16 protein-coding genes are annotated in these 25,550 nt (G+C 46.4%); 7 read left to right on the plus strand and 9 right to left on the minus strand.

Features of this window, described 5'->3' with window-relative positions:
- Window positions 1-4 precede the first annotated feature (4 nt).
- Window positions 5-769 carry an exodeoxyribonuclease III gene (locus DBZ36_RS02375; protein WP_120353317.1) on the minus strand — a complete coding sequence of 255 codons (765 nt, stop codon included), beginning with the start codon at window positions 767-769 and terminating at the stop codon, window positions 5-7.
- 190 nt (window positions 770-959) lie between these two features.
- Here DBZ36_RS02375 and DBZ36_RS02380 point away from each other — a divergent pair, with 190 nt between their 5' ends.
- Window positions 960-3,287: an esterase-like activity of phytase family protein gene (locus DBZ36_RS02380; protein WP_120353318.1), complete on the plus strand. Its 2,328-nt coding sequence runs from the start codon at window positions 960-962 to the stop codon at window positions 3,285-3,287.
- A gap of 51 nt (window positions 3,288-3,338) precedes the next feature.
- On the opposite strand, the gene recD is transcribed toward DBZ36_RS02380, so the two are convergent.
- From recD to DBZ36_RS02405, 5 genes are all read right to left on the minus strand, one after another.
- Window positions 3,339-5,357 carry an exodeoxyribonuclease V subunit alpha gene (recD, locus tag DBZ36_RS02385; protein ID WP_120353319.1) on the minus strand — a complete coding sequence of 673 codons (2,019 nt, stop codon included), beginning with the start codon at window positions 5,355-5,357 and terminating at the stop codon, window positions 3,339-3,341.
- Window positions 5,351-8,962 carry an exodeoxyribonuclease V subunit beta gene (gene recB / locus DBZ36_RS02390; protein WP_120353320.1) on the minus strand — a complete coding sequence of 1,204 codons (3,612 nt, stop codon included), beginning with the start codon at window positions 8,960-8,962 and terminating at the stop codon, window positions 5,351-5,353. The genes recD and recB overlap by 7 nt, the downstream gene beginning before the upstream one ends.
- Complete coding sequence (gene recC, locus DBZ36_RS02395; protein WP_158589011.1) at window positions 8,955-12,278, minus strand: exodeoxyribonuclease V subunit gamma; 3,324 nt, start codon at window positions 12,276-12,278, stop codon at window positions 8,955-8,957. The genes recB and recC overlap by 8 nt, the downstream gene beginning before the upstream one ends.
- Before the next feature lie 96 nt (window positions 12,279-12,374).
- A complete protein-coding gene (locus DBZ36_RS02400) occupies window positions 12,375-13,907 on the minus strand; it encodes a YifB family Mg chelatase-like AAA ATPase (RefSeq protein WP_120353322.1) in 1,533 nt (510 codons plus the stop codon).
- A 72-nt stretch (window positions 13,908-13,979) separates the two neighbouring features.
- A complete protein-coding gene (locus DBZ36_RS02405; protein WP_120353323.1) occupies window positions 13,980-14,381 on the minus strand; it encodes a CBS domain-containing protein in 402 nt (133 codons plus the stop codon).
- Window positions 14,382-14,619: 238 nt separating this feature from the next.
- Between DBZ36_RS02405 and DBZ36_RS02410 the strand changes: the two genes are divergently transcribed.
- A complete protein-coding gene (locus DBZ36_RS02410; protein ID WP_120353324.1) occupies window positions 14,620-15,327 on the plus strand; it encodes an SDR family NAD(P)-dependent oxidoreductase in 708 nt (235 codons plus the stop codon).
- 10 nt (window positions 15,328-15,337) lie between these two features.
- Here the strand turns inward: DBZ36_RS02410 and DBZ36_RS02415 are convergent, their stop codons facing one another.
- A complete protein-coding gene (locus DBZ36_RS02415) occupies window positions 15,338-16,087 on the minus strand; it encodes a PEP-CTERM sorting domain-containing protein (RefSeq protein ID WP_120353325.1) in 750 nt (249 codons plus the stop codon).
- 546 nt (window positions 16,088-16,633) lie between these two features.
- Between DBZ36_RS02415 and ilvG the strand changes: the two genes are divergently transcribed.
- Genes ilvG through ilvA form a run of 5 tightly spaced genes read left to right on the plus strand, consistent with a single transcriptional unit; the run spans window position 16,634 to window position 22,878 of the window.
- Window positions 16,634-18,280 (plus strand): acetolactate synthase 2 catalytic subunit, encoded by a 1,647-nt coding sequence (ilvG, locus tag DBZ36_RS02420; RefSeq protein WP_120353326.1) that lies wholly within the window; start codon window positions 16,634-16,636, stop codon window positions 18,278-18,280.
- Window positions 18,280-18,561, plus strand: coding sequence for an acetolactate synthase 2 small subunit (gene ilvM / locus DBZ36_RS02425; protein WP_120353327.1), 282 nt, complete (start codon window positions 18,280-18,282; stop codon window positions 18,559-18,561). The genes ilvG and ilvM overlap by 1 nt, the downstream gene beginning before the upstream one ends.
- A 9-nt stretch (window positions 18,562-18,570) precedes the next feature.
- On the plus strand, window positions 18,571-19,500 hold the full coding sequence (locus tag DBZ36_RS02430; RefSeq protein WP_120353328.1) for a branched-chain amino acid transaminase: 930 nt from the start codon (window positions 18,571-18,573) through the stop codon (window positions 19,498-19,500).
- 10 nt (window positions 19,501-19,510) lie between these two features.
- The gene (gene ilvD, locus DBZ36_RS02435) at window positions 19,511-21,349 is read left to right on the plus strand and encodes a dihydroxy-acid dehydratase (RefSeq protein ID WP_120353329.1); all 1,839 of its coding nucleotides are present in this window, start codon (window positions 19,511-19,513) and stop codon (window positions 21,347-21,349) included.
- Window positions 21,350-21,351: 2 nt separating this feature from the next.
- Entirely contained in the window at window positions 21,352-22,878 is a 1,527-nt protein-coding gene (ilvA, locus tag DBZ36_RS02440; RefSeq protein ID WP_120353330.1) for a threonine ammonia-lyase, biosynthetic, read from the plus strand.
- A gap of 41 nt (window positions 22,879-22,919) precedes the next feature.
- On the opposite strand, the gene DBZ36_RS02445 is transcribed toward ilvA, so the two are convergent.
- Window positions 22,920-23,861: an AEC family transporter gene (locus DBZ36_RS02445; RefSeq protein ID WP_120353331.1), complete on the minus strand. Its 942-nt coding sequence runs from the start codon at window positions 23,859-23,861 to the stop codon at window positions 22,920-22,922.
- 107 nt (window positions 23,862-23,968) lie between these two features.
- On the minus strand, window positions 23,969-25,315 hold the full coding sequence (locus tag DBZ36_RS02450; protein WP_120353332.1) for a class II 3-deoxy-7-phosphoheptulonate synthase: 1,347 nt from the start codon (window positions 25,313-25,315) through the stop codon (window positions 23,969-23,971).
- Window positions 25,316-25,550 lie beyond the last annotated feature (235 nt).

The raw sequence follows: 25,550 nt of genomic DNA on the forward strand, positions 1-25,550 counted from the left end.
GTCACTAGTCTTTAAGTTCAATCATAACCGGACAGTGGTCCGAACCCATCACCTCAGTGTAAATGTCTGCCGACTGTATACTTTCCCTCAGTACTTTGGATGCTAAAAAGTAATCAATTCTCCAGCCAACATTGCGTTGCCGAGCTCCGCCGCGGTAGCTCCACCAGCTGTACTTAATTTCCTCTGGGTTTAGAGCCCTAAAGCTATCAACAAAATCAGCTTTAACTAGATTATCCAAACCATCAATTTCGGCCTGCATATAACCGGCGCTTTTATTGTAGTTTGGCTTTGGACGCGCCAGGTCTAATTCAGTGTGTGCCACATTAAGATCGCCACAAACAACAACTGGCTTTTCTGATTCAAGGCTTTGCAGGTAGTTTAGAAATGCTTGATCCCAGCTCACTCTATAATCTAAACGTTTAAGCTCACCACCAGAATTTGGGGTGTATACGGTGACCAGAAAATAGTTTTCAAATTCAGCTGCGATAACGCGGCCTTCTTGGTCATGTGCTTCATCACCAATACCGTAACGTACTGAAATAGGCTCTGCTTTAGAGATAATAGCCGTACCTGAGTAGCCTTTTTTTACAGCCGAGCTAGAGTAGATATGCCATCCCTCTAATGACTCGAGTGCAGTAGCCACTTGATCATCCTGAGCCTTGGTTTCTTGAAGGCACAATGCGTCACATTCAAACCCCTCTAAGGCCTCAAAAAAGTCCTTTTTAATTGCGGCTCGAATACCGTTCACGTTCCACGAGACAAAACGCATAGTTATTTCCTTTTCCAAATTTTGTAGTCCACGTTGATTACCACAGCATACAAGGATAGTTATCTGGCTGCATCAATTTGTGCTTGGAGTCGCGCCAAACAAAGTTCACAAAAGTGAAACCTAATTTAGCTCTCGCTGTCATGAAATAGACTCAATCTAGCCACTCAATCATCTTAACAAGGAAGCTAGAATGATTTCATCGCGCCATCTCTATTCAGCTGGGCTCGGACTGAGCTTAAGCTTTGGGCTTAATTTAGCCTCATTTGCTCAAACCAATTTCGTTGACCAACAACAAGCCTATAACTTTAATCGAATTGCGACCTTTGCTGTTTGTCGTCAGCTTGATGAAAACTGTAACACCGACACTGAAACCTCCGCCGAAATCGTGACCGCGAGTAACGATGGCAATACACTCATATACTCTAATAGTCCCTATCAGTCTTTAGGCTTTGTCGATATAACTAAACCCCAACAAGCTCAAGCCTTAGGCGAACTAAAACTCGCTGGGGAACCCACTTCGGTTACCGTGCTTAACGACTGGGCACTAGCGGCTGTAAATAGCTCACAAGACTATGTAAATGTCAGTGGCCAGCTTGTTATCGTAGATATCAAAACCCAGACTATCGTCCATCAGTTTGAATTAGGCGGGCAACCGGATTCTATCGCAGTAAGCCCAGACGGTAATTATCTAGGCGTTGTAATCGAAAATGAACGCGACGAAGACCACCAAGCAACTGAAGGAAAGCCTTATCAGATGCCGGCCGGTGAATTTATTGTGTTTAATACCCAAGATCCAGACCCAAGCCTTTGGCAAATGAAGCGAGTTGCTCTTACCGGGTTAGCTGATTGGTACAGCGACGATCCAGAGCCAGAGTTTGTTGATATCAATAGCCAAAACATCGCGGTTGTGACACTTCAAGAGAACAATCATATCGTTCTTATAGATCTTAAGAGCGCCAGTGTAATCAATCATTTCAGTGCAGGCAGCGTAGATTTAGAACACGTTGACGTAGAAGAAGAAAAGCCTGCCTTAGTAGCCCTTAGTGGCAACTTGAAAGGCCTTGCTCGCGAGCCTGACGGCGTGACCTGGATTGACGACCAACACTTTGTCACCGCAGATGAAGGTGACTTGGCTGGGGGAAGCCGCGGATTTACAATATTTAACCGAGATGGCGTGGTTGTCTACGGCTCAGGAAATAGCCTTGATCATTTAGCAGTTCAATTAGGGCATTACCCAGATTCTCGTTCAAAGAATAAAGGTAATGAGCCAGAAAACGCCGAGTTTGCCCAGTTTGGCGACACGCCTCTGTTATTTGTTAATTCTGAACGCTCAAGCCTGATATTCATCTATGACCTTAGCGACATCAATCAGCCTCAACTACGTCAAATACTACCTACCGCAGCAGCCCCTGAGGGCGTTTATGCCATCCCTGAGCGCCAACTACTGATTGCAGCAAGCGAGAAAGATGATCGTGGTGACAAATTACGCTCGGCATTGAATATTTATCAGTACGCCAAACAATCACCAGACTATCCAAGTCTAGTCTCGGTAATCGAGCAGCAACGACCAATCGCATGGAGTGCGATGTCAGGCTTAAGTGCAGATTTAAAAGATCCCAAGTTGCTGTACGCGGTTAATGATAGCTATTACCAACAAAATCAGGTCTTTACGATTGACACCAGTCACTACCCTGCTCAAGTTGTGGCTGCACTTTCAATTAAAGATACCAATGACGTGTTAGCAACGACTCCGGTAGTCACCGTCGACGCGCAGCTTTCACCCGAACATCCAGAGCGGCGCAATGTTTTCGACTCTGCCGACTTAAGCGCGATGACCAATGCCGATAAAACTGTCAATATTGACCCCGAAGGTATCTCTGTCTCTCAAGATGGGGGATTCTGGGTAGCTTCTGAAGGTGCCGGTACAGTTGGAGATGATAAACGTCCAGTCATGAGTAGCAATCTGATTCTGAAACTTGATGACAATGCCGTCATCGAAAAAGTGATTCAATTGGAACCTCAGCTAAATCTAAACCAACAACGTTTCGGTCTCGAAGGTATCAGTGAGTATCAAGGTAAGCTGTATTTTGCGATCCAACGCCCTTGGAGTATGCAGAACTTCACACAAATTGGGGTCTACGATTTAGCCAGTGCCACGACCACAATGCTCAACTATCCCTTGGATAACGTTAGTTCCCCCAACGGTGGTTGGGTGGGGATAAGCGAAATCACAGCCATAGGTGAGCAGCAATTTTTGGTTTTGGAGCGAGACAATCAGTCGGGTCCAGATGCCGCGGTTAAGCGTATCTATAAAGTCGATTTAAGCCAGCTGAGCGAAGGTAGAAATCTAACTAAAACGCTTCATTTAGATCTACTCAAAGATACGCGCAATAGCGCGCTTAGCTTTGAAAAGTATGAAGGGATGGCCAGAACGATCGATGGGGCTCTTTATGTCATCAACGATAATGACGGCCTTAAAGATAATAGCGGCGAAACACAACTGCTTCGCTTAAAGTAACTCTGTTCAAGCTCTCTCACGCCGCCGCTCATAGCCCTTGAGCGGCGATCTCTACAAACGCAGCGTTAAGCCAGAAAATCGTTCAGTGCCTTGTTCTACGGCTTTGGTAAAGCTTAAGTCGTCAGCATACAAGGTGAAGTGCTGTTTTGCTCGGGTGATACCGGTATACAGTAGCTCTCGACTGACTTGTGCTTTGCCTTGGGGAGGTAGTAAAAGACTCACTGATTGGTATTCAGAACCCTGCGATTTATGCACCGTCATGGCAAATACAACTTGATGACTAGGTAGTCGGCTAGGCAATATCCAGCGCAGTTGCTTTGCGTTCTCAAACACCACCATTAAACGCCCCTGCTCATTAAGCGCAAAGATACCAATATCGCCATTGTAAAGCTGTTGTTCATGGTCATTCGCCAAGACCATAATTGGTAAGCCTGCGCTCCAGCCTTGCTGTTCGCCTAACAGGCCCATTTTTGCAAACCGCTGTTGTATACGCTGATTGAAGCCCTCAACTCCAAAGTCGCCTTCTCTAAGTGCGAGTAATAACTGGAACTGATTAAATCGTTTAAATACGTCCAGCATATCCGCACCTTGCTGCAGCGCTTCAAGGTAATCACGATAATGGTCTTGGGCTTGGTCGAGCGCCGTTTGGTAACTGTTTTGGTCGAGTTGATGCCAATCAATATCGGCGAACCCTCGCGCAAACTGTTGCTTACTAGACACCACATCAGCTCGATTTACCGATGCTGCAAGTTGTCCAATGCCGGAGCTTGCATCAAAGCGATAGCTTTTATGTAAAAGCGCTAAGTTGTCGTTAATTGCCCGCGTTGGACCTTGTGCTAATCCGTCAAAGCAACTACCGGTTGCTACAGCTAAATACGCTAATAAGTCTTGGCTTTTAGGCTGCTGGGCAAAGGAGCAAAGGTCAGCCATCACCGAACCCGCTTCTACCGAAGCCAATTGGTCTTTATCCCCAAGCAGGATAATGCGCGTGGATGAGTCCAGAGCATCGAGTAGTTTGGCCATCAAACTAAGGTCTATCATACTGGCCTCATCAACAACTAACAGATCCAATGCTAGCGGATTATCAACATGATGTATAAATTGTTGTCGCCCCGCTCGAACACCAAGCAGACGATGGATAGTTGTGGCCTGTTCGGGAATTGCCGAGACCACTTGCGCACTGGCATTAAGTTGTCCTCGAGCACCAGAAATCGATTCACTCAAACGGGCAGCGGCCTTTCCGGTTGGGGCCACCATAGCTATTTTAAGAGGGCTTAAGCCTTGTTCTATTTGCAATTGTTGAAGCAATGCGAGGAGTCGGGTTACGGTGGTGGTTTTACCGGTTCCCGGCCCGCCACTAATCACCAACAATTGTTGACGGCAAGCTTGCGCAACCGCAACTTTTTGCCAGTTTAGTACGGCCAATTCGGGTAAGGTTTTATACCAAGTTTCAAGCTGCGTTGGCGATTCTATCGCCGCAAGCTCATTCATAATTTGTGGATTAGCATCCACCCAAGCATTTTGCAGATCCAAGTAATGCTCTACATAATACGCACGTCGCTCGGGGCTTGTTTGGCTGAATATCTGCCACTGAAAACTCCAATCATGAGCGAACAAGCTATCAATTCCGCTGCGAACTAAATTGGGTTCGGGGCTAATCTTTAGCGCCGGCGCGCTAAAACGCTGCGCAACGCTACGTTCAAATTGCCAATATCGATTTAAGTAGAGCCTATCAAACTCTAGTACCAATGGGCGCTGTTCACCAACCACAGACGCAAGTTCTAGCTCGCTAATCCAATCGTGATGCGCTTCAGGCAAATCAAAATCGATGGCTAAATCGGTTTGTTGCTGCAAACGACTTAGCTTGAATTTAATATGAGCAATTTCTAAGCAGCTATTCCCATTTGCCAATTCTGAGCTAAGTAGCGCGGCAGCAATCACACTTGCATTGTTAGCGCCATGCTCGTGTAGGAACTTAGCAAAGTGAAAATCGAGTTCATCAAGGCGCTCATGGCTTAAGCAATGGTTCAGCCAACCAAGCGCAGATGCTGTATCAATGTGGTTCAACATGGTTGCGCATCCTCGCTAAAACTATGGCTACCATCTTGAAAAGCACGGTCTAAAGCCTGAATGAAACTCGCATCTGGCCTAGCAAAATAGACACCTTGATGTTGTTGCCCGTGCGCAGGACTATGCAGCGTTGCGCCAGGCATACCGCGCATAAATAGATAATACACACCACCAAAATGCTGCTCAAAGTCATAATCGACCACACGCTGTGCCAAAAATCGATGCAAAGCCAAGGCGTATAACTGGTATTGAAAATCATAGCGGTGTTCAATCATGGCCGTTTCCATGGCTTGATTGTTATAATCACTGTCAACATAACCAAGATGATTACTCTTATAATCAAGCACGTAGTATCGGCCTTCGTGTTGATAAACTAAATCGATAAATCCTTTAAGCATGCCTTTGATTTGTTGGAAATCTAAGCCGCGAGCTTTGGCACTTAGAGCGTCAAAATGTCGCAATAGTCGATTCATCTCCGAGCTTTTGAGATTGGCCATAGGCAGCACAAATTCCATTTCATTGAGTCGCTGCCCTGCTTGAATGTCTGCTAAACAATAGCGGCCATTATCGAGTAATGGCGTCTGTAGCACCTGAGTTCTAAGCTGTATTAGCGCGGGCAACCATTTACTATCATAGCCATGGTCTACCAGCAACAGCGCTAACTGCGCTTCAACTTCGGGCGCCGCTAGCTGAAAGTCTAATTCTTCAAATACCAAGTGCAAGAAGCTTCCCGCCTCACTACCACGCGGAAAATGAAACACATCTAAAACATCGAGGTCTTGCTCTAAGCTATCTTGTTGTAAAGCTAAATCTAAACCTTGAACTTCAAAACTGGCATCAAAGTTATGTCTGTCGTGGCGGCTTCGACTTAAGGCCGAATAACTGCTGATCCACCAATTATTATCGATACTTGACCTAAACGGCTTGGCTTCGAGTTGATCGGCCGCGCTTTGAATAGGCGCATAGATGGGTCGTTCATCGTCGATACAACTCTCTAAACTGGCGTGTTGGGTGGTTTGTAAAAAGGCTTGAACCTCTTGTTGTAGAAACGTTTTATCGCCACTTTGATTACGTTGTAGCAAATAGCCCAAGGCGCTTTTTTGCGATGAATAACTGTTAGAACTTTTGTTAACTTTTCCAATCGCTGCAATGCCAATAAAACAACAGTAGACAGCGCGAGTTAAGGCTACATACAACAGCCGTAAATCTTCGGCGAGACGTTCTTTTTCAGCGGCTTCTTTAGCTAATTCATCACCGTTTAGGTCAAACACCAGCTGTTCTTCGATATGATAAATGCATTCTCTAGCGGGCATAAAGCTAAAGGCAAAGGGCAAAAATACGATGTCATATTCAAGGCCTTTGCTTTTATGGATGGTTACAATCTGAACTAGATTTGCATCACTCTCTAAGCGAAGTTGTTGTTCACTTGCATCCCCGTCCGGCTCCAGTAGTTGTTGTGCAAACCAACGTTGTAGTGCCGCTTCACTTTCGAGTTTTGCGCTTTGTTGCTGTAGTATTTCAGCCAGCTGCAACAAGTTGGTTAGAACCCGATCGCCCCCCATTTGCGAGAGCAATTTTTCACCGAGTTTACGTTGCGCCAACCATTGGTAGAACATCGCTAATACTCCGTGACGTTGCCAAACCCGCTGGTGCTCGTGGTATTCATCCACTTGCTGCTGCCACAAGTTTTCGTCTTGGGTTAAGGCGTCTAATACGGCAAAGTCATAACCCAGCACCGGGGCTGCCAAGGCTGCTCGCATCAATCGTTCGTTATTTGGGTTTAGCACCGCTTGCATTTGCAAATACCAAGCCATGGCTTCTGGGCAACTAAATACGCTATCGCGATTGGATAAACTAACACTGGCAATGTTTTGTTTCGCCAATTGCTGGGCAACTAGCTCACCTTCTTTTCGAGTACGCACTAGCACGGCTATGCTACTCGCGCCAATTGGCTTTTGCTTAGGTCCAATAGTGCCTCGCCCTTCATCACCGGCTTGTAATAGACCTTGAATGCGTAGCGCACAATCTCGCGCTTGAGCCAACTTATAGGCGTTGTTACTCATCACGGCGTTGTCACCCTGAGCTTCAATCAGTTGTAGTGCTTTTTGTTCAATACCATCGATACAAATCCCAGCTATATCCTGGTTTTTCTCAGCGGCGCTCACCGGCTCAAAATCAATTGCATCTTTAAAAATAAAGGGATGAGTATGCCAATTGAAGACCGCGTTACTGGCGTCGACCATTGCGGCGCTAGATCGCCAATTAACCGGAAGCGTATAGTGATCGCTTAACTCTTGTCGGGCTTGCATGTAAGTAAAGATATCAGCCCCACGGAAGCCATAAATAGCTTGTTTCGGGTCTCCAATCAAAAACATACCTAAGTCTTGTTGTTGACCATAGAGCCGATTAAAAATGAAGTATTGCTGGGCATCGGTATCTTGAAATTCATCTATCATCGCAACTGGGTATAACTCGCGGATCCCGGTTGCCAAACGTTCTGCACTTTCGCCTTTTAAGGTCAAAGCCAGAAAACTTAATAGGTCATCAAAGCTTAAGCTTTGTTGTTGCTGCTTAAGCGCTTGATAACGCGCTTTAATTTGAGGATATAAGCTTGCAACAATCGCATCTTTAAGCCGTGTGGTATCAATTAACAACTCATCAATAAGGCTAAACACTGCATGCAACGGCGGCTCACATCCGTCCTTGGTTTGACTAATCAACTCCGCTTGCGAGAAACGGTAAACATTTTTATTCAGCTCATCGCTATCTTGGGTATTGGCCGCAAAGCTTTGAAGCTCTGCTAACCATTTCGGCAGAGTGTTCTTTTTATATACTCGACCATTAAGTTGAGCCTTACCCAGTAGTGTTTCAATCTCCTGTGCATGCTCTATCCATAGATGTTTAAAACGGCCTATCGCTTGGCAGCGCGAGTTAAACCAAGCCTCAAAGTCTTGGTCTAATGGCTGACCTTGCAGCTGAATCTGGGTTTGCGAAAACAAGCTACGCAATTGCCCAAGCAATTGCATTGGACCCTCGCTCCACAACTTCATCACTCGCGCTACCATTGCAAGGTCACTTTGGTAGAAGTTCTCGCGCCAAATGTCTTCAGCCGCTTGCAGTCGCAATTGCGCTTCACTGCTAATAAACTCGCTTTCAAAAGGCATGCCGCTCTCAAACGCGTGCTGCTTTAACATGCGCTGGCAAAACCCATGAATGGTAAATACGGAAGCCTGATCCATGTTTTGCTCAGCAATCAGTAAGCATTGAGCGTCCGCAAGTCGATCGCCGCTACTTTCGATCAAGGCATTGATTAATAGGTCGTCACTCTTAAAAATATGCTCTTGAGAGCGCAAGAAAGCGATCCGCGCTTTATGGATTTTATCTCTGATCCGAGAACGCAACTCAGCGGTAGCGGCTTCAGTAAAAGTCACCACCAGAATTTCTTCTATTTTTAGAGGGCGATGGTAGGCGTTTTCACCACCATGCCCAAGTAGTAGCCGCAATACCAAGCCAGAAATGGTATAGGTTTTACCGGTACCGGCACTGGCTTCAATTAAACGGCTACCAAATAATGGAAATCGAACAACATCTAAAGCATTACTCATAGTTATTGCTCTCCAAGTATTCAAATATTGGGTCCACAAAGGGGCTAGCAAGCGCTAACATTTCTGGCCACTGAGCACTGAAATCCGGCAGCAATTGATCAAGGTAAGGGTCCTGATTTTCTCCTACCATTATAAACCCGCCTTCAAAGCACTCTTTAGCCGCAAGCTCTGCTTTGGCTATTTTACTCGGGTCATCATCTAAGCCTTCGCCTGGCTTCCACAATTTAAGATACCAAGCCCACACGCTGCGAGGTGCCCAAATATTGGTTTGATTATGGCTGCGCTCATATAATTCGAGCCAAGCAAAAAGCAATTCTTTGGCAAGGGATGCGTCAATCGGGCGTAAACTGATCGACGAGCTACGGCCAAATAGCAGCGAGGGTAAGGGAGGATATTGCATCGCATGATAAGCCAAATGATTGAGCCACAACTGCGTGACATCCGGTGCGCGTAAACTACCGGCTCGGTATTGAATCAGAGCGGCGCTATGTGGTTCAACCCAGCCTTGCAAAGTAAAGCGCTCCAACTCAAGGTTAACGCGCTGCCGGGCTTTAGTTATGGGCAAGTAAGGATCTAAAGCCGACATCAAAGCATCCAACTCATGCCAGCGCTGACTTAATGTAAGTTCCCCGAAATGCGCATGAGGCAATAAACCACTGGCTAAATGTTGCAAACGCAGCGCTTCAAACTCTTGACCTTTAAGACGCGCTGTTAATAGTTGGCTATCGAGTTGATAACGCGAAAGTGGATCAAGCGCAAAGCTTTCCGCTTCAACTAACTGTTCTTCCAAGCGAGGATAGAAAACTTTTAATCGACGTTGAAAAAAGCAATGGCTTGGTGCGCGAGCGAATTTCTGTAAGTCTGCCAATTGTTGGTCAGGTTCAAGCTCTAGTTGCTCCAATACCGCGACTGCAGAAGTACTGCTGTCAAAACCTGATTGTAACTGCGACGCCAGTGGTAACCAGCGTTGTTGATATGAGAACAGCGAACTTTGTTTCTGATAATAACGTGGACTAAAAGCTTGCAAAGGATGCTGTGTTGAAAGTGCATTCAGCAGTTTGTTAGCGGATGTATCACTATCCAAATCGCGGTCTTGCTCGAGACAAAAGCATTGCCCGATGTATTCTTTTAGCTCAGCAAGTAGTACCGAGGGTTCTTGCTGGGTATCGTCCACAGCACTTTTAGCAATATACGATAGATATAATCGATCTTGGGCTGCACCTAAGGCTTCTAAAAATAAATAGCGGTCATCATCACGCCGACTTCTATCACCGCGCTGCGCCGGTTGACTGGCCATCAGATCAAAACCAACCGGAGCTACACTACGCGGATAGTCTTTATCATTAAGCCCCAATAGACAGACAACTTTGAAAGGGATCGCTCGCATGGGCAACAAGGTACAAAAGTTTAACTGCCCCGCTAAAAAGCGCTGACTACCGCGTTGTTCACTGAGTTGATTGCGGCAATAATCTAAGGCTACTTGTGCTGAAATAGTGGCCCGATACTGGCTTGACTCGGCACCAGCGTGAAATTTTTGAATCAGAGACAGTAATTGCTGTTGCTCTGCTAGTTCTTGCGCTTCAAAGTCATAAAAGTCATGAACCAGCCGCTGCAAACTAGCTTGCCATTGCTGGGCATCTTGCTCAGATAACCATAGTTTTTGTACCTCAATTAACGCATCAACAAAATGGGCTAAACGACCTAACACTCTAGCTTGTAACCCTTGCACTTCGTCAAAGGGCAAAACCCCCTCATGCAACCCAATATTCGAGTCCATGGCGTAGCCGAGCAACATCCGTTTTAAACCAAAAATCCAAGAGTTGCGCTCGCCTTCGGGCATAGACCAACGTTGCATGTCGTCAGCATCTAAACCCCAACGCACTCCACTTTCTAGTACCCATTGGCGCAGCATTGGTATGGCACTGAGTTCAATGCCAAAGTGCCTAGCGATAGCCGGTACTTCAAGTAAATTGAGAATGGTGCTTGCCCCGGCTCTATTTTGGCTTAAACCTAAAATCTCAATAAAACTTAACAGTACCGGACTTTCAACCGTGGCACTGCAATCAGAAATAGCAAACGGGATCGCTTGTTCACCAGAACGTGAGCTAAATACAGCTTGAATCAGTGGACTATAGGTATTGATATCCGGAACCATCACAATTATGTCGCGTGGCGACAGGCTTGGATCCTCAGCTAACATGTCCAACAGTTGGTCATGTAAAATTTCAAGTTCACGTCGCGGACTATGGCACAGCTGCAAACAAACACTACGGTCCGTTTCAGCCACAACACGCTTATGCTGGCTGGATTCGAAAGCTAAGGGATCAACCGGGTTCTCTAAATTCAATATATCTCTTTGTATATTCGCCAGCAGCGTATTTGCTTGCGGCTCTACAAATGGCTGTTGGTCAAGTTCATGCTTGTTCACTTGTGCGAGTAGCTCGATGTAATCGCGGCCAAGCTTACCCATAGACGCCAACAGAGGATTACCAACGCTTAAGCTGTCCTGTGGATTACTGTCTTTAATATCTCCCCAATACAGGCAACATGGATTGGTTAAGAACAAATGAATTTCAATATGCTTACCCAGTGCTTCCAAGGCTTTAAGGTAGGCTGGAGGCAAGGCCGAGATGCCAAACACGTATACTTGCTGCGGTAATTGCTCAAGCTCACCGACTTGACGTCGCTCTACGGCTTCAACAAAATCTTGAAACAAATTACTTCGATGATACGGATTGTGCATATTCTCAACCGTATCATCCACCAGCAAGCGCCATAGCAAAGGCTGCCAAGGATGGGCTGCGCTTATGTCACTAAGGTCGTCCCCTTCTTCCCAAGCTTGCGTCCATTGCGGCCGGTAAACTAAGTATTGATCAAAAATATCAGCAATCTTTTGGCATAATTGCCAAAGCTTACGCCCACCATGTTGCTCATCGCCCTCTAAGTAGAAGCGCAGCGGTGAAAATGGGTCTTGGTCTAGTTGCCCTGGTAATATTCGCATAAGGCGCCAGGCCATTGCTTCTTTGTTAAATGGGCTTTGTTCGGGCACATCATCAAGCACCAAATGAAACATTTGCCAAATGAAGCTCGCTGGTAGCGGAAAATCGGTATTGGCACTAATCCCCATGGTGCGTGCCATCTCAAGCTTTAGCCATTGCGCCATACCTGGGCTTTGAACCAGAATTTGCTGACGGGCTAAAGGATTAGCAAGGGGTTGTTTTTGAATCAATGAACAAAGTAGATGGGAAAGCACATCCAATTGATTACTTTGGTAGAAATATAGCAAGCGTTGCACCGAAGCCGAAGAACCAGGCACTACTTTACCGCAGCTGTAAGCCTTAGCAAACCGCAATACAACTTAACTTTTGCTATGTGTATTACGCTTGCTTTTCTTAGTTCCAACACATAATGATTAACTGCTAGAAAAAGCCAGCTTGAGCAACTTATCCATGGCCCTAAAATTTAGTGCCTCGAGTAAATGCTCCCGTTCAATCGTGTCTGATAAACCAATATCCGCAATCGTTCTGGCTACTCGCCATACTCGGTGCTGCGCTCGCAGCGATAGCTCAAGCTTTTGATTGGCTCTCTCAAATAACAGCATTAGGCTCTCGCTTAGGGGCGCAAACGTTTGTAATTCGCTACCGCTAAGATGGGCGTTTAGTTTGCAACTGCGGGTAAGCTGTTGCCGGCGAGCAGCAACCACCCTCGCTCTAATATTAGCACTGCTCCAATTCGGATCGGGTTTTTGAAGATGCGCTTTAAAAAAGGCTGTATCGGGCACACTGACTTCAACACTGAGATCAAATCTATCCAACAATGGTCCCGATATTTTACTTAGGTAGCGCTGAATTTGAAGCGGGTTACTACGCAACTTTGTGCCGCTCATATGACCGCATGGGCTTGGATTCATCGCCGCCAAAAACTGAAATTGTGCGGGAAACTCAACTTGCGCACGCGCTCGCGAAATATGTACTTTTCCTGACTCTAAGGGTTGGCGTAAGTGATCAAGTACCTGCCGCGGCGCTTCTGCCATTTCGTCTAAAAACAACACGCCATGGTGAGCAAGGCTGATTTCCCCTGGACGCGGGATGGTCCCGCCGCCAATTAAGGCTGCCGGAGAAGCGCTATGGTGGGGTGCGCGAAATGGCGGTACATACCAGTCCTGCTCGGCACGCCGGTGTTCTGTAAGAGAGTACAGCGCTGCAACTTCAATCGCTTGCAGCTTGGTTAAACTTGGTAAAATACTAGGCATGCGGCTAGCCAACATGGTTTTACCACTACCCGGAGGGCCAATAAACAACAGGTGGTGTCCGCCACTAGCAGCAATTTCTAAGGCTCGCTTGGCCTGGGTTTGTCCTATAACATCAAGAAAATCGGGATAGTTTGGCAACGCGATTATGTTTTCAATTGTTGCTTCACTAGTTGGCTGCTCAATTTTTCCTTGTAGAAAAGCGCATAGCTGCTGTAAATGTTGCAACCCATACACCTCGGATCCCGGAACTTTTTTGGCCGCAATCAATCCCTGCTGCGCAATAAACAATTGATGACCAACATTCGTAGCCGCCAAGCAAACTGGTATTTCACCACTTACCGGTCGCAGCTCTCCACTTAGTGCAAGCTCAGCAACAAACTCTTGGCTATCAGACTTAACAATATCGATGCAACCTGCAGCCTGTAAAATACCCAGCGCAATGGCCAAATCAAAACGACCACCTTCTTTGGGTAAATCGGCAGGCGCTAAATTGACCGTGATCCGCGAGCTTGGGAAGTCAAATCCACTATTAATAATCGCGCTACGTACCCGGTCGCGAGCTTCTCTAACCGAAGCCTCAGGTAAGCCAACGATATTAAACTGTGGCAGTCCATTCCCAATATGAACTTCAACATTGACCAAGGGCGAATCAATCCCAACACACGCCCGAGACTGAATTGTAGCTAATCCCATAGTTACCCAAAACTGTTAATGACTTAATTAACAATAGTGGATAATGACAGTTTAGCCAGCCCGCTTAGATTGTTAGCAGCTAGTTTGATGCTCGCTAATCGCTTTAAGTACCGCGTGTCTGTCAATCACGCCAACTAGTTTGCCAGCTTCAACGACCGGATAACTCTTGGGTTTTTGTTGTAGCATCTGCTCTGCTAGTTCAACAATGCTGGTATCGGGCAGTGCCAATAGCACGTCCTTGCGCATAACATCGCTCGCAAGCGCAGTCTGTTCGCAGTGATAAGTACTTTGCAACATTTGGTGCAAACAATCTTGCTGCGATATCCAACCAATGACTAAACCTTCACTGTCGAGTACTGGTCCACCGATTAGCGCATGCTTATTTAGAGACTCAACAATCGCAGCTACGGGTTGCTCAGGTTGAAAGCTTATCGGTGAGCGATTCATGTAGTGACTTACTTTTAGCTCTTTCATATAGACTCCTTGAAAGGCAAATAATGCGAATAATTTTTATTTGCCTAAGTGATCACACTATAGATATAGACCGGCGATAACAGAAATCGATTACAACAATGAATTGAATTGGCAAAACTGATTAATCCTTGATGATAGTCAGCGCTAGCTCTCGTTTCTTAACACGTATAGATTAGTGCTGCATCAATCATTGCTAGTATCTTCCAATATCGAGAACAAATATGAGGTGGCGAAAACCATGAATGTTGATTTAAGTAATAAATGGGCGCTAGTAACCGGAGCCAGTAGAGGTGTGGGATTACGAATCGCCAAGGGTCTTGCGCATCAAGGCTGCAAGCTAATTTTGCACGCCCGTGACGCTAAGTCCTGTGACGAGCTAGCTCAAGAGCTCAAATCACAAGGATGTACCGTTGCTCAAGTTGGTGCTGAGCTATCTGATAATAAACAAGTTGAAGCGCTGATAACCCAAGTCAACACGATTACCCAGCACAACTTAGAGGTTCTATACTGTAACGCTGCGATTATGACACCGTGGAGCGAGCCATTTAAGCAACAGGCGCAGGACTACGCACTAAGTTTTCAAGTTAATTGCATCGCACCCGCTAAACTTGCTGACGCCTTTATCCCACAAATGCTGAACTCGGGATTTGGCCGTGTGGTTATGATGACTTCCGGTATAGCCGACCAACCGCAACTGATGGCTTATAGTTGCTCTAAAGCGGCCATCGACCGTTATGTCCGTGACATGGTTTCAACGCTTGAGGGCAGCGATGTATTAATCAATTTAGCTGATCCTGGCTGGCTTACAACAGATCTAGGAGGCCCAGACGCACCCAATCATCCAGATAGCGTTCTTCCGGGAGTGTTGGTGCCTGTCGTCATCGAAAAAGCTAAAGGCAGTGGTGGTTTTTATGCTGTTCAAGAGCTCAAAGACTATCCGCTATAAGTCCAAACAATTATAAACGCTCAGCCTTTCGAGCCTTAAAGCACATTGCTATTGCTGACAGCAATAACAGGATAATGGAACTTGGTTCTGGAATACTGGGCGCAGGGGGCACATCAAACACAACAGGGCTAAATACTGAGTCCAAAGCCCACCAATTGATGTGCGAAACGCCTTGCTGCTGGGCTTGGTTCTTGCCTTTGGGCTGATTAAAAATACCGTCTGTTGACCAAGCACCGCTAGTTTGTCCCGGAGAGTAGTAGTAAAGCAAAAATGATTGCGCAGATTTTACAGTCATAAAGTTTGCTGCAACCGGGGTCAGCCACGTGCCACTTAGAAGACCACTATTAGCCTGATCACTGCCGTAGCTATCTTTTCCTAAATGGATCAAGCTCTCAATGACAAAACCATTGTCATCAAGAAAACTATAAGTACCATTATAGTTTCCATTTAAGGAACTGTGGCTTAGACCATAATCCGTCATAAACCCAAGTACATTTGCTACATCAGATAAACTCTCGCTACCCAAGCTGATATTGTAACTATAGTTATAGCTAGAACCCGCAATATCAGAAGCATTCCAGCTGAATTGATCGCCATCGTCAACCACACAAGGTGAGCCGCTAAGTAGGTTACTAAATCCCCCACTACTAACTGACAAGTTATTACATTTGAGCGGCGAAGCAATACTAGAGCTACTCACGCACAACAACAAAAGCGCGAACCAACATCGAACAAATTTTAGCGTTTTAGCTGCAAACATACGACCACCACCGACTACTATATATGCGTAACTACTTGCATATTTCACACCGACTATAGTTTTACTATCTTATTCAACCGCTTAAATCATAAGTCGGATTATTGATTTATCAACAGTAGCAAAGATTGTAAATATAACTGACACCTACGGTACTGGATAATCAGCAGGGATATTTTTATTCACAGCTTCGACTTCCATACTATGCTCGGCATTTATATATATTTGCAATGTTATAGACTGCATATAAAACCATGAGCAGTTCAATATGCCGCAATTTTGCTATTTGACGGGTAAAGCACAGTCCTTTACGCTAATCATTGCTACTTTGGCAACTTGTTCTGCTATTCGCTCTATGTTAAAACAGAAGCATATTTTGAGAGGATTCATATGTTGAATTTGGTTACAGTGATTATTGTCGAGGTCCTTGTGGTGATTATTCAAACACCACGCGGGGATGCTGGATTGTAACCAAAAATTACGACTAACAGTTTCTAACCCCCGCGTCGCAAGACTCGGGGGTTTTTTAATATTAAAGGGTAGAGTTCTATGAACGGTGCACAACTAATAGTCGAGACACTAAAGCATCTAAGTGTGACCCAGGTATTTGGTTATCCTGGCGGGGCAATAATGCCTTTATATGACGCTTTGTACGACGGCGGCTTAGCCCACCAGCTAACACGCCACGAACAAGGCGCAGCAATGGCAGCTATTGGCTATGCCCGTGCAGGACAATCAGTTGGAGTCTGCTTAGCGACATCTGGCCCTGGTGCAACCAACTTAGTCACTGGACTCGCTGAAGCCCAATTAGACTCAATTCCCTTAGTTGCAATCACCGGACAAGTACCCCAAACCTTTATTGGAACAGATGCCTTTCAAGAAGTTGACGTATTAGGTATGTCGCTAAGTGTGACCAAACATAGCTTTCTAGTCACCGATGTTAACGAGCTGCAAAGCACCATCGAACAAGCCTTTGAACTTGCTTGTAGCGGACGCCAAGGCCCGGTCCTTATTGACGTGCCTAAAGATGTGCAGCTTGCCGAAGTTGAAGCCAACTTCCCCTTGCAAATAGTCGCAGACCTAAACCATCGTTTGGATAGTGAGCTCCTAAACCAAGCTAAAGCCTTGTTACAAAACAGCCAGCGACCTATCGCCTACGTCGGCGGCGGCGTCGGTATGGCCAATGCAGTACAAGCACTACGCGATTTTCTAAGCCAAAGCCAAATCCCCAGTGTGGCTACTTTAAAGGGCTTAGGCTCTATCGCGCCAAACACGCCGGGTTACCTAGGAATGTTAGGTATGCATGGCACCAAAGCGGCTAATACTGCAGTCCAAGAATGTGACTGTTTACTCGTCATTGGGGCTCGTTTTGACGACAGGGTAACCGGTAAGCTAGATGAATTTGCAAGTCTTGCTAAAGTAATCCACCTTGATATCGATGCGGCCGAAATTGACAAACGACGCTTAGCCGACGTAGCAATCACTGACCCACTTAAGGCGGTACTTCCTAAACTGGCATGCACACCGTCGATTAGCCCATGGTTAGAGCACTTAGCGCAGTACCAAGCGCAATGGCCATGGCGATATGACCATCCGGGCAAAGGAATTTATGCCCCAGCGCTGCTTAAACAACTTAGCGACCAATTACCCAGTGACCGAGTAGTTGCCTGCGATGTAGGTCAACATCAAATGTGGGTCGCCCAGCATATGCAATTTAATAGTCCTCATGACCACTTATCCAGTGCAGGTTTAGGCACAATGGGGTTTGGTTTACCTGCCGCGATTGGCGCCAAGTTTGCGCGCCCGGATGCAACCGTGGTTAATGTTGCAGGCGACGGTTCATTTATGATGAACGTGCAAGAACTTGGCACCATAAAACGCGCTCAATTGCCGGTAAAAATGCTACTGATCGATAACAATCGTTTAGGCATGGTTCGACAGTGGCAAGAACTGTTCTTCAATGGCCGTTTCAGCGAAACGATTTTGGAAGACAATCCTGACTTTGTCACCTTAGCTAAAGCCTTCGATATCCCCGGTGAGACCATTGTTGAAAAAGGCCAAATTTCTGCAGCTTTGGATCGCATGCTTAACTGCGAAGGCCCTTATCTTTTACATGTACTCATTGACGCACAAGATAATGTTTGGCCTTTAGTGCCGCCAGGTGTATCCAACGAAAATATGCTGGAGGAAGTGTAATGTCTGATTCTCAAGTTCATCAACTAAAACTGGTTTGTAACAATAGCCCTGAAGTTATGGAGAGAGTTCTGCGCGTGGTCCGCCACCGTGGGTTTGTGCTTGATAACTTAAGCATGCAAAAGCTAGAACGCGAGCCGCAACAACAGCAACTGGAGATCCAGTTGCGCGTTACTAGCGTTAGACCCATTACCCAACTTCAAGCTCAACTCGAAAAACTCTTCGATGTTGCCGAAGTTACTTTGCAACAAGACACTAAGCAGCCACAACTAAAAAAAGCATAGGAAGTAATTATGGCCAATTCAGCTGAGTTTATTTGGTTCAACGGAGAAATCATGCCGTGGCAAAATGCCACGGTACACGTCATGAGCCATGCCTTGCATTACGGCTCTTCGGTGTTCGAAGGCATTCGCGCTTATGATACGCCTAAAGGCCCAGCGGTTTTTCGCCATGAAGACCACATGCAACGCCTTTTTGATTCGGCCAAAATCTATCGCATTCCAGTGCCTTATCAAAAACAAGAGTTAATGCAAGCATTACGCGAAACCATCCGAGTTAATGGCTTGGCTAGCGCTTACATTCGCCCAGTCGCTTTTTGGGGGGATGTTGGCCTCGGCATAAATGCCGGCACTGGAAAACCAGCAGATGTTGCAATCGCAGCAATGGAATGGGGATCTTACCTAGGTGAAGAGAGTCTAGAGCATGGCGTCGATGCGGCTGTCACGTCGTGGAATCGACTTGCCCCAAATACCATGCCTACAGGTGCTAAAGCCGGCGGAAACTATTTGTCATCTCAACTGATCTCAGGAGAAGCCCGTCGACACGGCTATACTGAAGGTATTGCACTTGATGTTAACGGAACCATCAGCGAAGGTGCTGGCGAAAACATCTTTCTGGTGAAAGATGGCGCTTTATATACCCCTCCAGTTACCGCATGCATCTTGCCGGGTCTCACTAGGGCCAGTATTATCACTCTCGCAACAGACAAAGGTTATACTGTGCATGAACAGTCGATCCCACGAGAAGCGATGTACCTTGCCGATGAAATGTTTATGTGCGGCACAGCAGCTGAGATCGTGCCAGTTAGAAGTGTTGACCAAATAGATATTGGGAGCGGTAAACGGGGCCCGATTACTCAAGAATTACAAACTAGCTTTTTTGGCCTTTTCAGTGGTGAAACTGAAGACCGCTGGGGCTGGCTCGATTACGTAAACGCAGAATAGGAGAATCACGGTGCCAAAATTACGCAGTGCAACCACGACTGAAGGTCGCAACATGGCTGGCGCTCGCGCCTTATGGCGAGCAACGGGAACCAAAGATAGCGACTTCGGCAGACCTATTATAGCTGTGGTGAATTCATTCACTCAATTTGTACCTGGTCACGTACACCTTAAAGATCTGGGGCAATTGGTTGCTGAATCAATTTATGAAGCTGGCGGGATCGCCAAAGAGTTCAATACGATTGCCGTTGATGATGGTATCGCTATGGGGCACGGCGGCATGTTATATAGCCTGCCCTCGCGTGACTTGATTGCTGACTCAGTCGAATACATGGTCAACGCACATTGCGCTGACGCTATGGTATGTATTTCTAACTGCGACAAAATTACCCCAGGTATGCTAATGGCCAGTATGCGCCTAAACATTCCGGTGATATTTGTGTCTGGTGGCCCCATGGAAGCGGGTAAAACCAAGCTTAGCGACCAGCTAATCAAACTAGATTTAGTTGATGCGATGGTGATGGGTGCAGACGAAAATGTCAGCGACGAAGATAGCGAAAAAGTTGAGCGCAGCGCCTGTCCAACTTGTGGTTCTTGTTCTGGTATGTTTACCGCTAACTCAATGAACTGCTTGGTTGAAGCCCTTGGTTTAGCTCAACCTGGTAATGGCAGCATGTTAGCAACTCACGCCGATCGTAAGGTCTTATTTGAGCGTGCTGGCGAACGTATTGTTGAACTGTGTAAGCGCTACTATCAAAATGACGACGAGTCTGTATTACCACGTAATATTGCAAGCTTCGAAGCTTTTGAAAATGCTATGACTGTCGATATCGCCATGGGCGGTTCAACTAATACCGTGCTGCACCTTTTGGCAGCCGCTCAAGAAGCTGGTATTGATTACAACTTGCAGCATATGGACGAACTATCCTTACGCGTACCACAACTATGTAAAGTTGCCCCTTCAACACCTAAGTATCACATGGAAGACGTGCATCGTGCCGGTGGTATTTTTGCCATTCTCGGAGAACTTGACCGAGCGGGCTTACTACATCGTGATGTCACAAATGTCTTGGGCGAAACCATGGCTGAAAGTCTAGCAAAGTGGGATATCAAGCAAACTCAAGATCCGGCTGTGCATGAATTTTTCAAAGCAGGTCCAGCGGGTATCCGCACCGTTAAAGCGTTCAGCCAAGACTGCCGCTGGGACAGTGTTGATGATGACCGCGAAGATGGTTGTATTCGTAGTATTGAAAACGCCTATAGCCAAGAAGGCGGCCTAGCCGTTTTACGCGGTAATATTGCCGTTGATGGCTGCGTGGTTAAAACCGCCGGTGTTGACGACGACAACCTAGTGTTCCGTGGCCCAGCTCGAGTATTCGAAAGCCAAGATGATGCCGTAGCAGGTATTTTAGACGGCACCGTGGTTGCTGGCGAAGTCGTTCTTATTCGCTATGAAGGTCCTAAAGGTGGCCCTGGCATGCAAGAGATGCTCTACCCCACCTCTTACTTGAAATCGAGAGGGCTTGGTAAGAAGTGTGCACTACTTACCGATGGTCGCTTCTCTGGTGGCACATCAGGCCTTTCAATTGGGCATGTTTCGCCTGAGGCTGCTAGTGGTGGTACTGTCGGTTTGGTTGAAAATGGCGATATTATTGCTATCGATATTCCAAAACGTAGTATCACGCTTGAGGTCAACGAAGCTGATTTGGCCGCTCGTCGAGAAGCCAAAGAAAGCGAAGGCTGGAAACCTAAACATCGGGTTCGTGAAGTCAGCACCGCACTAAAAATATATGCCAGCATGGCAACCAGCGCCGATAAAGGTGCTGTTCGTGATATTAGTAAACTGGACTAGAAATGCCTGCAAACACCCCAAGCGCTAACGAGTATTTGCGCCGTATACTGTTGTCACCTGTCTACGAAGTGGCCCGCGTGACACCATTACAGCAAATGAAAAAGCTCGAACAACGCCTGGGGCAACAGGTACTACTTAAGCGTGAAGACCTGCAGCCGGTTCATTCGTTTAAATTGCGCGGGGCATACAATTGTCTGGCGCAATTAAGCGATAACCAGAAACAAGCAGGAGTCATTGCGGCGTCCGCCGGCAACCACGCCCAAGGTGTGGCTATGTCGGCGCAAAAAATGGGCATTAAAGCCGTCATTGTTATGCCCACCACCACGCCCGAAATTAAAGTTTCGTCGGTGCGAGCGTGGGGAGCACAAGTGCGATTATTTGGCGACAACTTTGACGAAGCGAGCCAACATAGCCAGCAACTAGCAACACAATACGGCTATACCCGTATCCCTCCTTTTGACGACATCAATGTGATAGCCGGTCAAGGAACTATTGGCAAAGAGTTACTCGAACAAGATATGCACCTCGACGCGGTTTTTGTACCCGTTGGCGGCGGCGGCATTGCTGCTGGTATTTCTGTCTATCTAAAACAACTAATGCCACACGTTAAAGTGATTGCGGTTGAATCTGAAGATAGTGCTTGTCTAAAGGCTGCACTTGCCGCTGGGGAACCCGTCGACTTAGACCGGGTTGGTCTGTTTGCCGACGGTGTTGCCGTCAAGCGAATCGGCACCGAAACCTTTCGCCTCTGCCAGCAATATGTGGACGAAGTTATTACGGTTAATTCAGATGAAATTTGCGCAGCCATTAAAGATATTTTTGAAGACACACGCGCCATTGCCGAACCCTCAGGAGCACTTGCACTAGCGGGATTAAAGCAGTGGAGCAAGCAACAGGCTCCCAATCAACGTTTGGCGGCGATTCTAAGCGGGGCCAATCTTAATTTTCACAACCTGCGTTACGTATCTGAACGTACTGAAATAGGTGAGCGTAAAGAAGCAATTTTAGCCGTTACCATTCCTGAGCGCAGTGGTGCCTATCTTGATTTTGTGCGCCATCTAGGCGGGCGCGCCATTACAGAATTTAATTACCGTTATGCGGACGCCGATCGAGCAAGTATTTTTGTTGGGATCAGAGTCAGCGACGCCGACCAAGAACTGCCAGGACTGATCCAAAACCTAGAATCAGATGGCTACGAGGTGGTCGATTTGAGCGGCGATGAACTTGCCAAACAACATGTTCGATATATGGTTGGCGGGCGACCTAACTTAGAACTAAAAGAGCACCTATTTAGTTTCGAGTTTCCCGAGCAACCCGGTGCGCTACTTAAGTTCTTAAGCACCTTAGGCAGCCAGTGGAACATCACATTATTCCACTATCGCAACCACGGTGCTGCCTATGGTCGGGTATTAGCAGGATTTGAGTTAAGCCAAGATTCACTTGGCGTATTTCAGCAGTACTTAGAGCAACTCGGTTTCGACTACAGTGACGAAACCCAGAACCCTGCTTACCGGTTTTTCTTGCGCTAACAGCAAAATTGAGCTGCTGGTTAGCGTAGGTGACTATCAGCTTATAACGCGCTTACCACCAGCATGATCAATGGCAGGCTAAACAAAAATACGAGCGTGGAATAAAACCAACCCGTGTTCGCTAACTCTTGGTCAAGTCCAAATAAGACTGGAGGCAAAACCGACATAAAGCCTGTGGGCATGCAAGCCAGTAGAAATGCAACTTGCAAAACTAATCCATCCAAGCTATTCCAAAGACCGAAAACCCACACCGAGGCCATTGCGACCAGAGGGCATAAAATCATGCGGCTCACTGCCAAGCCCAAGCCTAGATTTCGCCAGCGGCTTAGTCGCGCAATCTTAAATACTAGCCCGACTGAGCAAATTAACGAGAAACTGCCTAAAGGCACTGCAATACTGGTGACCGTCGCCATAAAGTCAGGCCGTGGAATTTGTAGCTGATTTAGTAAAAAACCTAGGGCTACAGCACTCAAGGATGTAATGAGAATTGGATCTTGCCAAAATGGTTTTCGTTTGCCTTTATCAAAACTCCCCATGGCCCGCACCATTGGAAATATCACCCCGAAATAAATCAGCTCTTCAAATAGCTTATAAATCGGCACCAATGCCAAACCACTTTCGCCCAGAAATAGATAAACACACAAGCTCCCCACAGCACCAATATTCATAAAGGTGCCTACAGGTATCAACGCACCTTTTTGCTCAGAATTTAGTTTGAGTTTGCCCGCCACTATCCATGCGAGTACGCCACCCGAAGCGATAGTGAGTAGCCCAACAATAGGTAGTTTGAGCAGACTAGGGTCTAGATCTGGCAGTTGCCACATAGCAGAAAACAAGGAAAGTGGAATCGCAAATACCAATGCGATTCGGGTAAACAGTAAACTTAGAGTGCGTTGGTGTTGTGGGTACTTAAACTGAAGTATTTGACCAAGAGTAAAACCTGAGACAATTACCGCGATGGTAAACAACAGTGCGTGTAGCATTCAAGGGCCTTATCAGCGATAGATGGTCCAAACGAGTTCATTTGGATAAGACAACAGGCAAAAAAAAGGAGTGCGATGGCACTCCTTTCGACAATAGCTTTTAGAGCTTAGCGTGCTGCTTTGATGTGGTCAGCGATTAAAAACGCTAACTCCAAGGCTTGGTCTGCGTTTAAACGTGGATCACAATAAGTATGATAGCGCTCAGCTAGATCGTGTTCTGTGATCTGGAAAGCACCTCCAACACATTCAGTAACATTTCGACCGGTCATTTCGAAGTGGATACCACCCGCATAACTACCTTCAGCCTTATGGATTTGGAAGAACTGTTGTACTTCACGCAAAATGTCGTCAACTCGGCGAGTTTTATAACCATTTGGAGCTTTAATGGTATTGCCGTGCATTGGGTCACTGCTCCAAACTACGTTCTTACCTTCGCGTTGTACCGCCTTAATCAATTCAGGCAAGTGATCTCCAACTTTATCTGCACCCATGCGTACAATAAGGTTGAGGCGACCCGCTTCATTGGTCGGATTAATAATATCAATGATGCGTAAGAGTTCGTCTGGATCCGTTGTAGGGCCAGCTTTAATCCCAATCGCATTTTCAACACCACGTAGAAATTCGATATGAGCATGATCGATTTGACGGGTACGATCGCCAATCCACAACATATGCGCAGAACAGTCATACCATTTATCTGTCAAACTATCGCAGCGCGTTAATGCTTGTTCATAAGGTAATAACAAGGCTTCATGCGAGGTATATAAGGTTGTCTCACGCAATTGTGGAACACTGTTTGAATCAAGGCCACAAGCCTTCATAAAGGCCAGCGACTCTTCAATGCTGTTACTTAAAGTCTCGTAGCGTTCGCCAAGAGGGCTTTTCTTAACAAAATCCAAATTCCATTTATGAACTTGGTTCAGATCTGCAAGGCCGCCTTGCGCAAATGCTCGAATCAGGTTTTGAGTTGAAGTTGCTTGGTTATAGGCCAAGATCATACGCTCAGGATCTGGGACCCGCGACTCTTTAGTGAAATCAATCGCATTAATAATGTCGCCGCGATATGAAGGTAGGCTTACCCCATTAATTTCTTCCATATCAGCGCTGCGCGGCTTAGCAAACTGCCCTGCAATACGGCCAATCTTAACGACTGGCTTTTGACCACCAAAAGTCAACACAACAGCCATTTGCATTAAGGCCTTAAAGGCATCGCGAATATGGCTAGTTCTAAATTCGTCAAAGCTCTCTGCGCAGTCACCACCTTGAAGCAAAAATGCTTCGCCGCGTGATACTTTTGCAAGATCTTCACGCAATGCACGACACTCACCTGCAAATACAAGCGGTGGTTGATTAGCAAGGTTCTTTTCTACTTCTGCAAGCTTGGCTTGATCAGGGTAGTTCGGTAGTTGCTGCACTGGCTTATCACGCCAGCTAGAAGGGGTCCATTGACTCATTATATTGCTCTCAATTCATTGTGTTTAATTGTGACTAAAATTCTTCTTAATTTTTGATTCCAATCACATCATAAGGCTTTTAATGCCCTTGACTAGACCAAAGCCACAAGAAAATACAAAAAAATACTATTTAAGCCGTTTGCGCGAGATCAAAGCCTTAAAAATGGTATTACTCTTTAGTTATTGCGCGCTGCGACAAGACCTTTTAGTGCCAAATATCATTCAATCGTTGCTT

It is taken from the genome of Alginatibacterium sediminis, from assembly GCF_003610775.1.
Classification (GTDB): domain Bacteria; phylum Pseudomonadota; class Gammaproteobacteria; order Enterobacterales; family Celerinatantimonadaceae; genus Alginatibacterium; species Alginatibacterium sediminis.

Coding starts and splice junctions, on each gene's coding strand:
- DBZ36_RS02375 (WP_120353317.1), bottom strand. CDS start 769: ATGCGTTTTGTCTCGTGGAACGTGAACGGTATTCGAGCCGCAATTAAA.
- DBZ36_RS02380 (WP_120353318.1), top strand. CDS start 960: ATGATTTCATCGCGCCATCTCTATTCAGCTGGGCTCGGACTGAGCTTA.
- recD (WP_120353319.1), bottom strand. CDS start 5,357: ATGTTGAACCACATTGATACAGCATCTGCGCTTGGTTGGCTGAACCAT.
- recB (WP_120353320.1), bottom strand. CDS start 8,962: ATGAGTAATGCTTTAGATGTTGTTCGATTTCCATTATTTGGTAGCCGT.
- DBZ36_RS02400 (WP_120353322.1), bottom strand. CDS start 13,907: ATGGGATTAGCTACAATTCAGTCTCGGGCGTGTGTTGGGATTGATTCG.
- DBZ36_RS02405 (WP_120353323.1), bottom strand. CDS start 14,381: ATGAAAGAGCTAAAAGTAAGTCACTACATGAATCGCTCACCGATAAGC.
- DBZ36_RS02410 (WP_120353324.1), top strand. CDS start 14,620: ATGAATGTTGATTTAAGTAATAAATGGGCGCTAGTAACCGGAGCCAGT.
- DBZ36_RS02415 (WP_120353325.1), bottom strand. CDS start 16,087: ATGTTTGCAGCTAAAACGCTAAAATTTGTTCGATGTTGGTTCGCGCTT.
- ilvG (WP_120353326.1), top strand. CDS start 16,634: ATGAACGGTGCACAACTAATAGTCGAGACACTAAAGCATCTAAGTGTG.
- ilvM (WP_120353327.1), top strand. CDS start 18,280: ATGTCTGATTCTCAAGTTCATCAACTAAAACTGGTTTGTAACAATAGC.
- DBZ36_RS02430 (WP_120353328.1), top strand. CDS start 18,571: ATGGCCAATTCAGCTGAGTTTATTTGGTTCAACGGAGAAATCATGCCG.
- ilvA (WP_120353330.1), top strand. CDS start 21,352: ATGCCTGCAAACACCCCAAGCGCTAACGAGTATTTGCGCCGTATACTG.
- DBZ36_RS02445 (WP_120353331.1), bottom strand. CDS start 23,861: ATGCTACACGCACTGTTGTTTACCATCGCGGTAATTGTCTCAGGTTTT.
- DBZ36_RS02450 (WP_120353332.1), bottom strand. CDS start 25,315: ATGAGTCAATGGACCCCTTCTAGCTGGCGTGATAAGCCAGTGCAGCAA.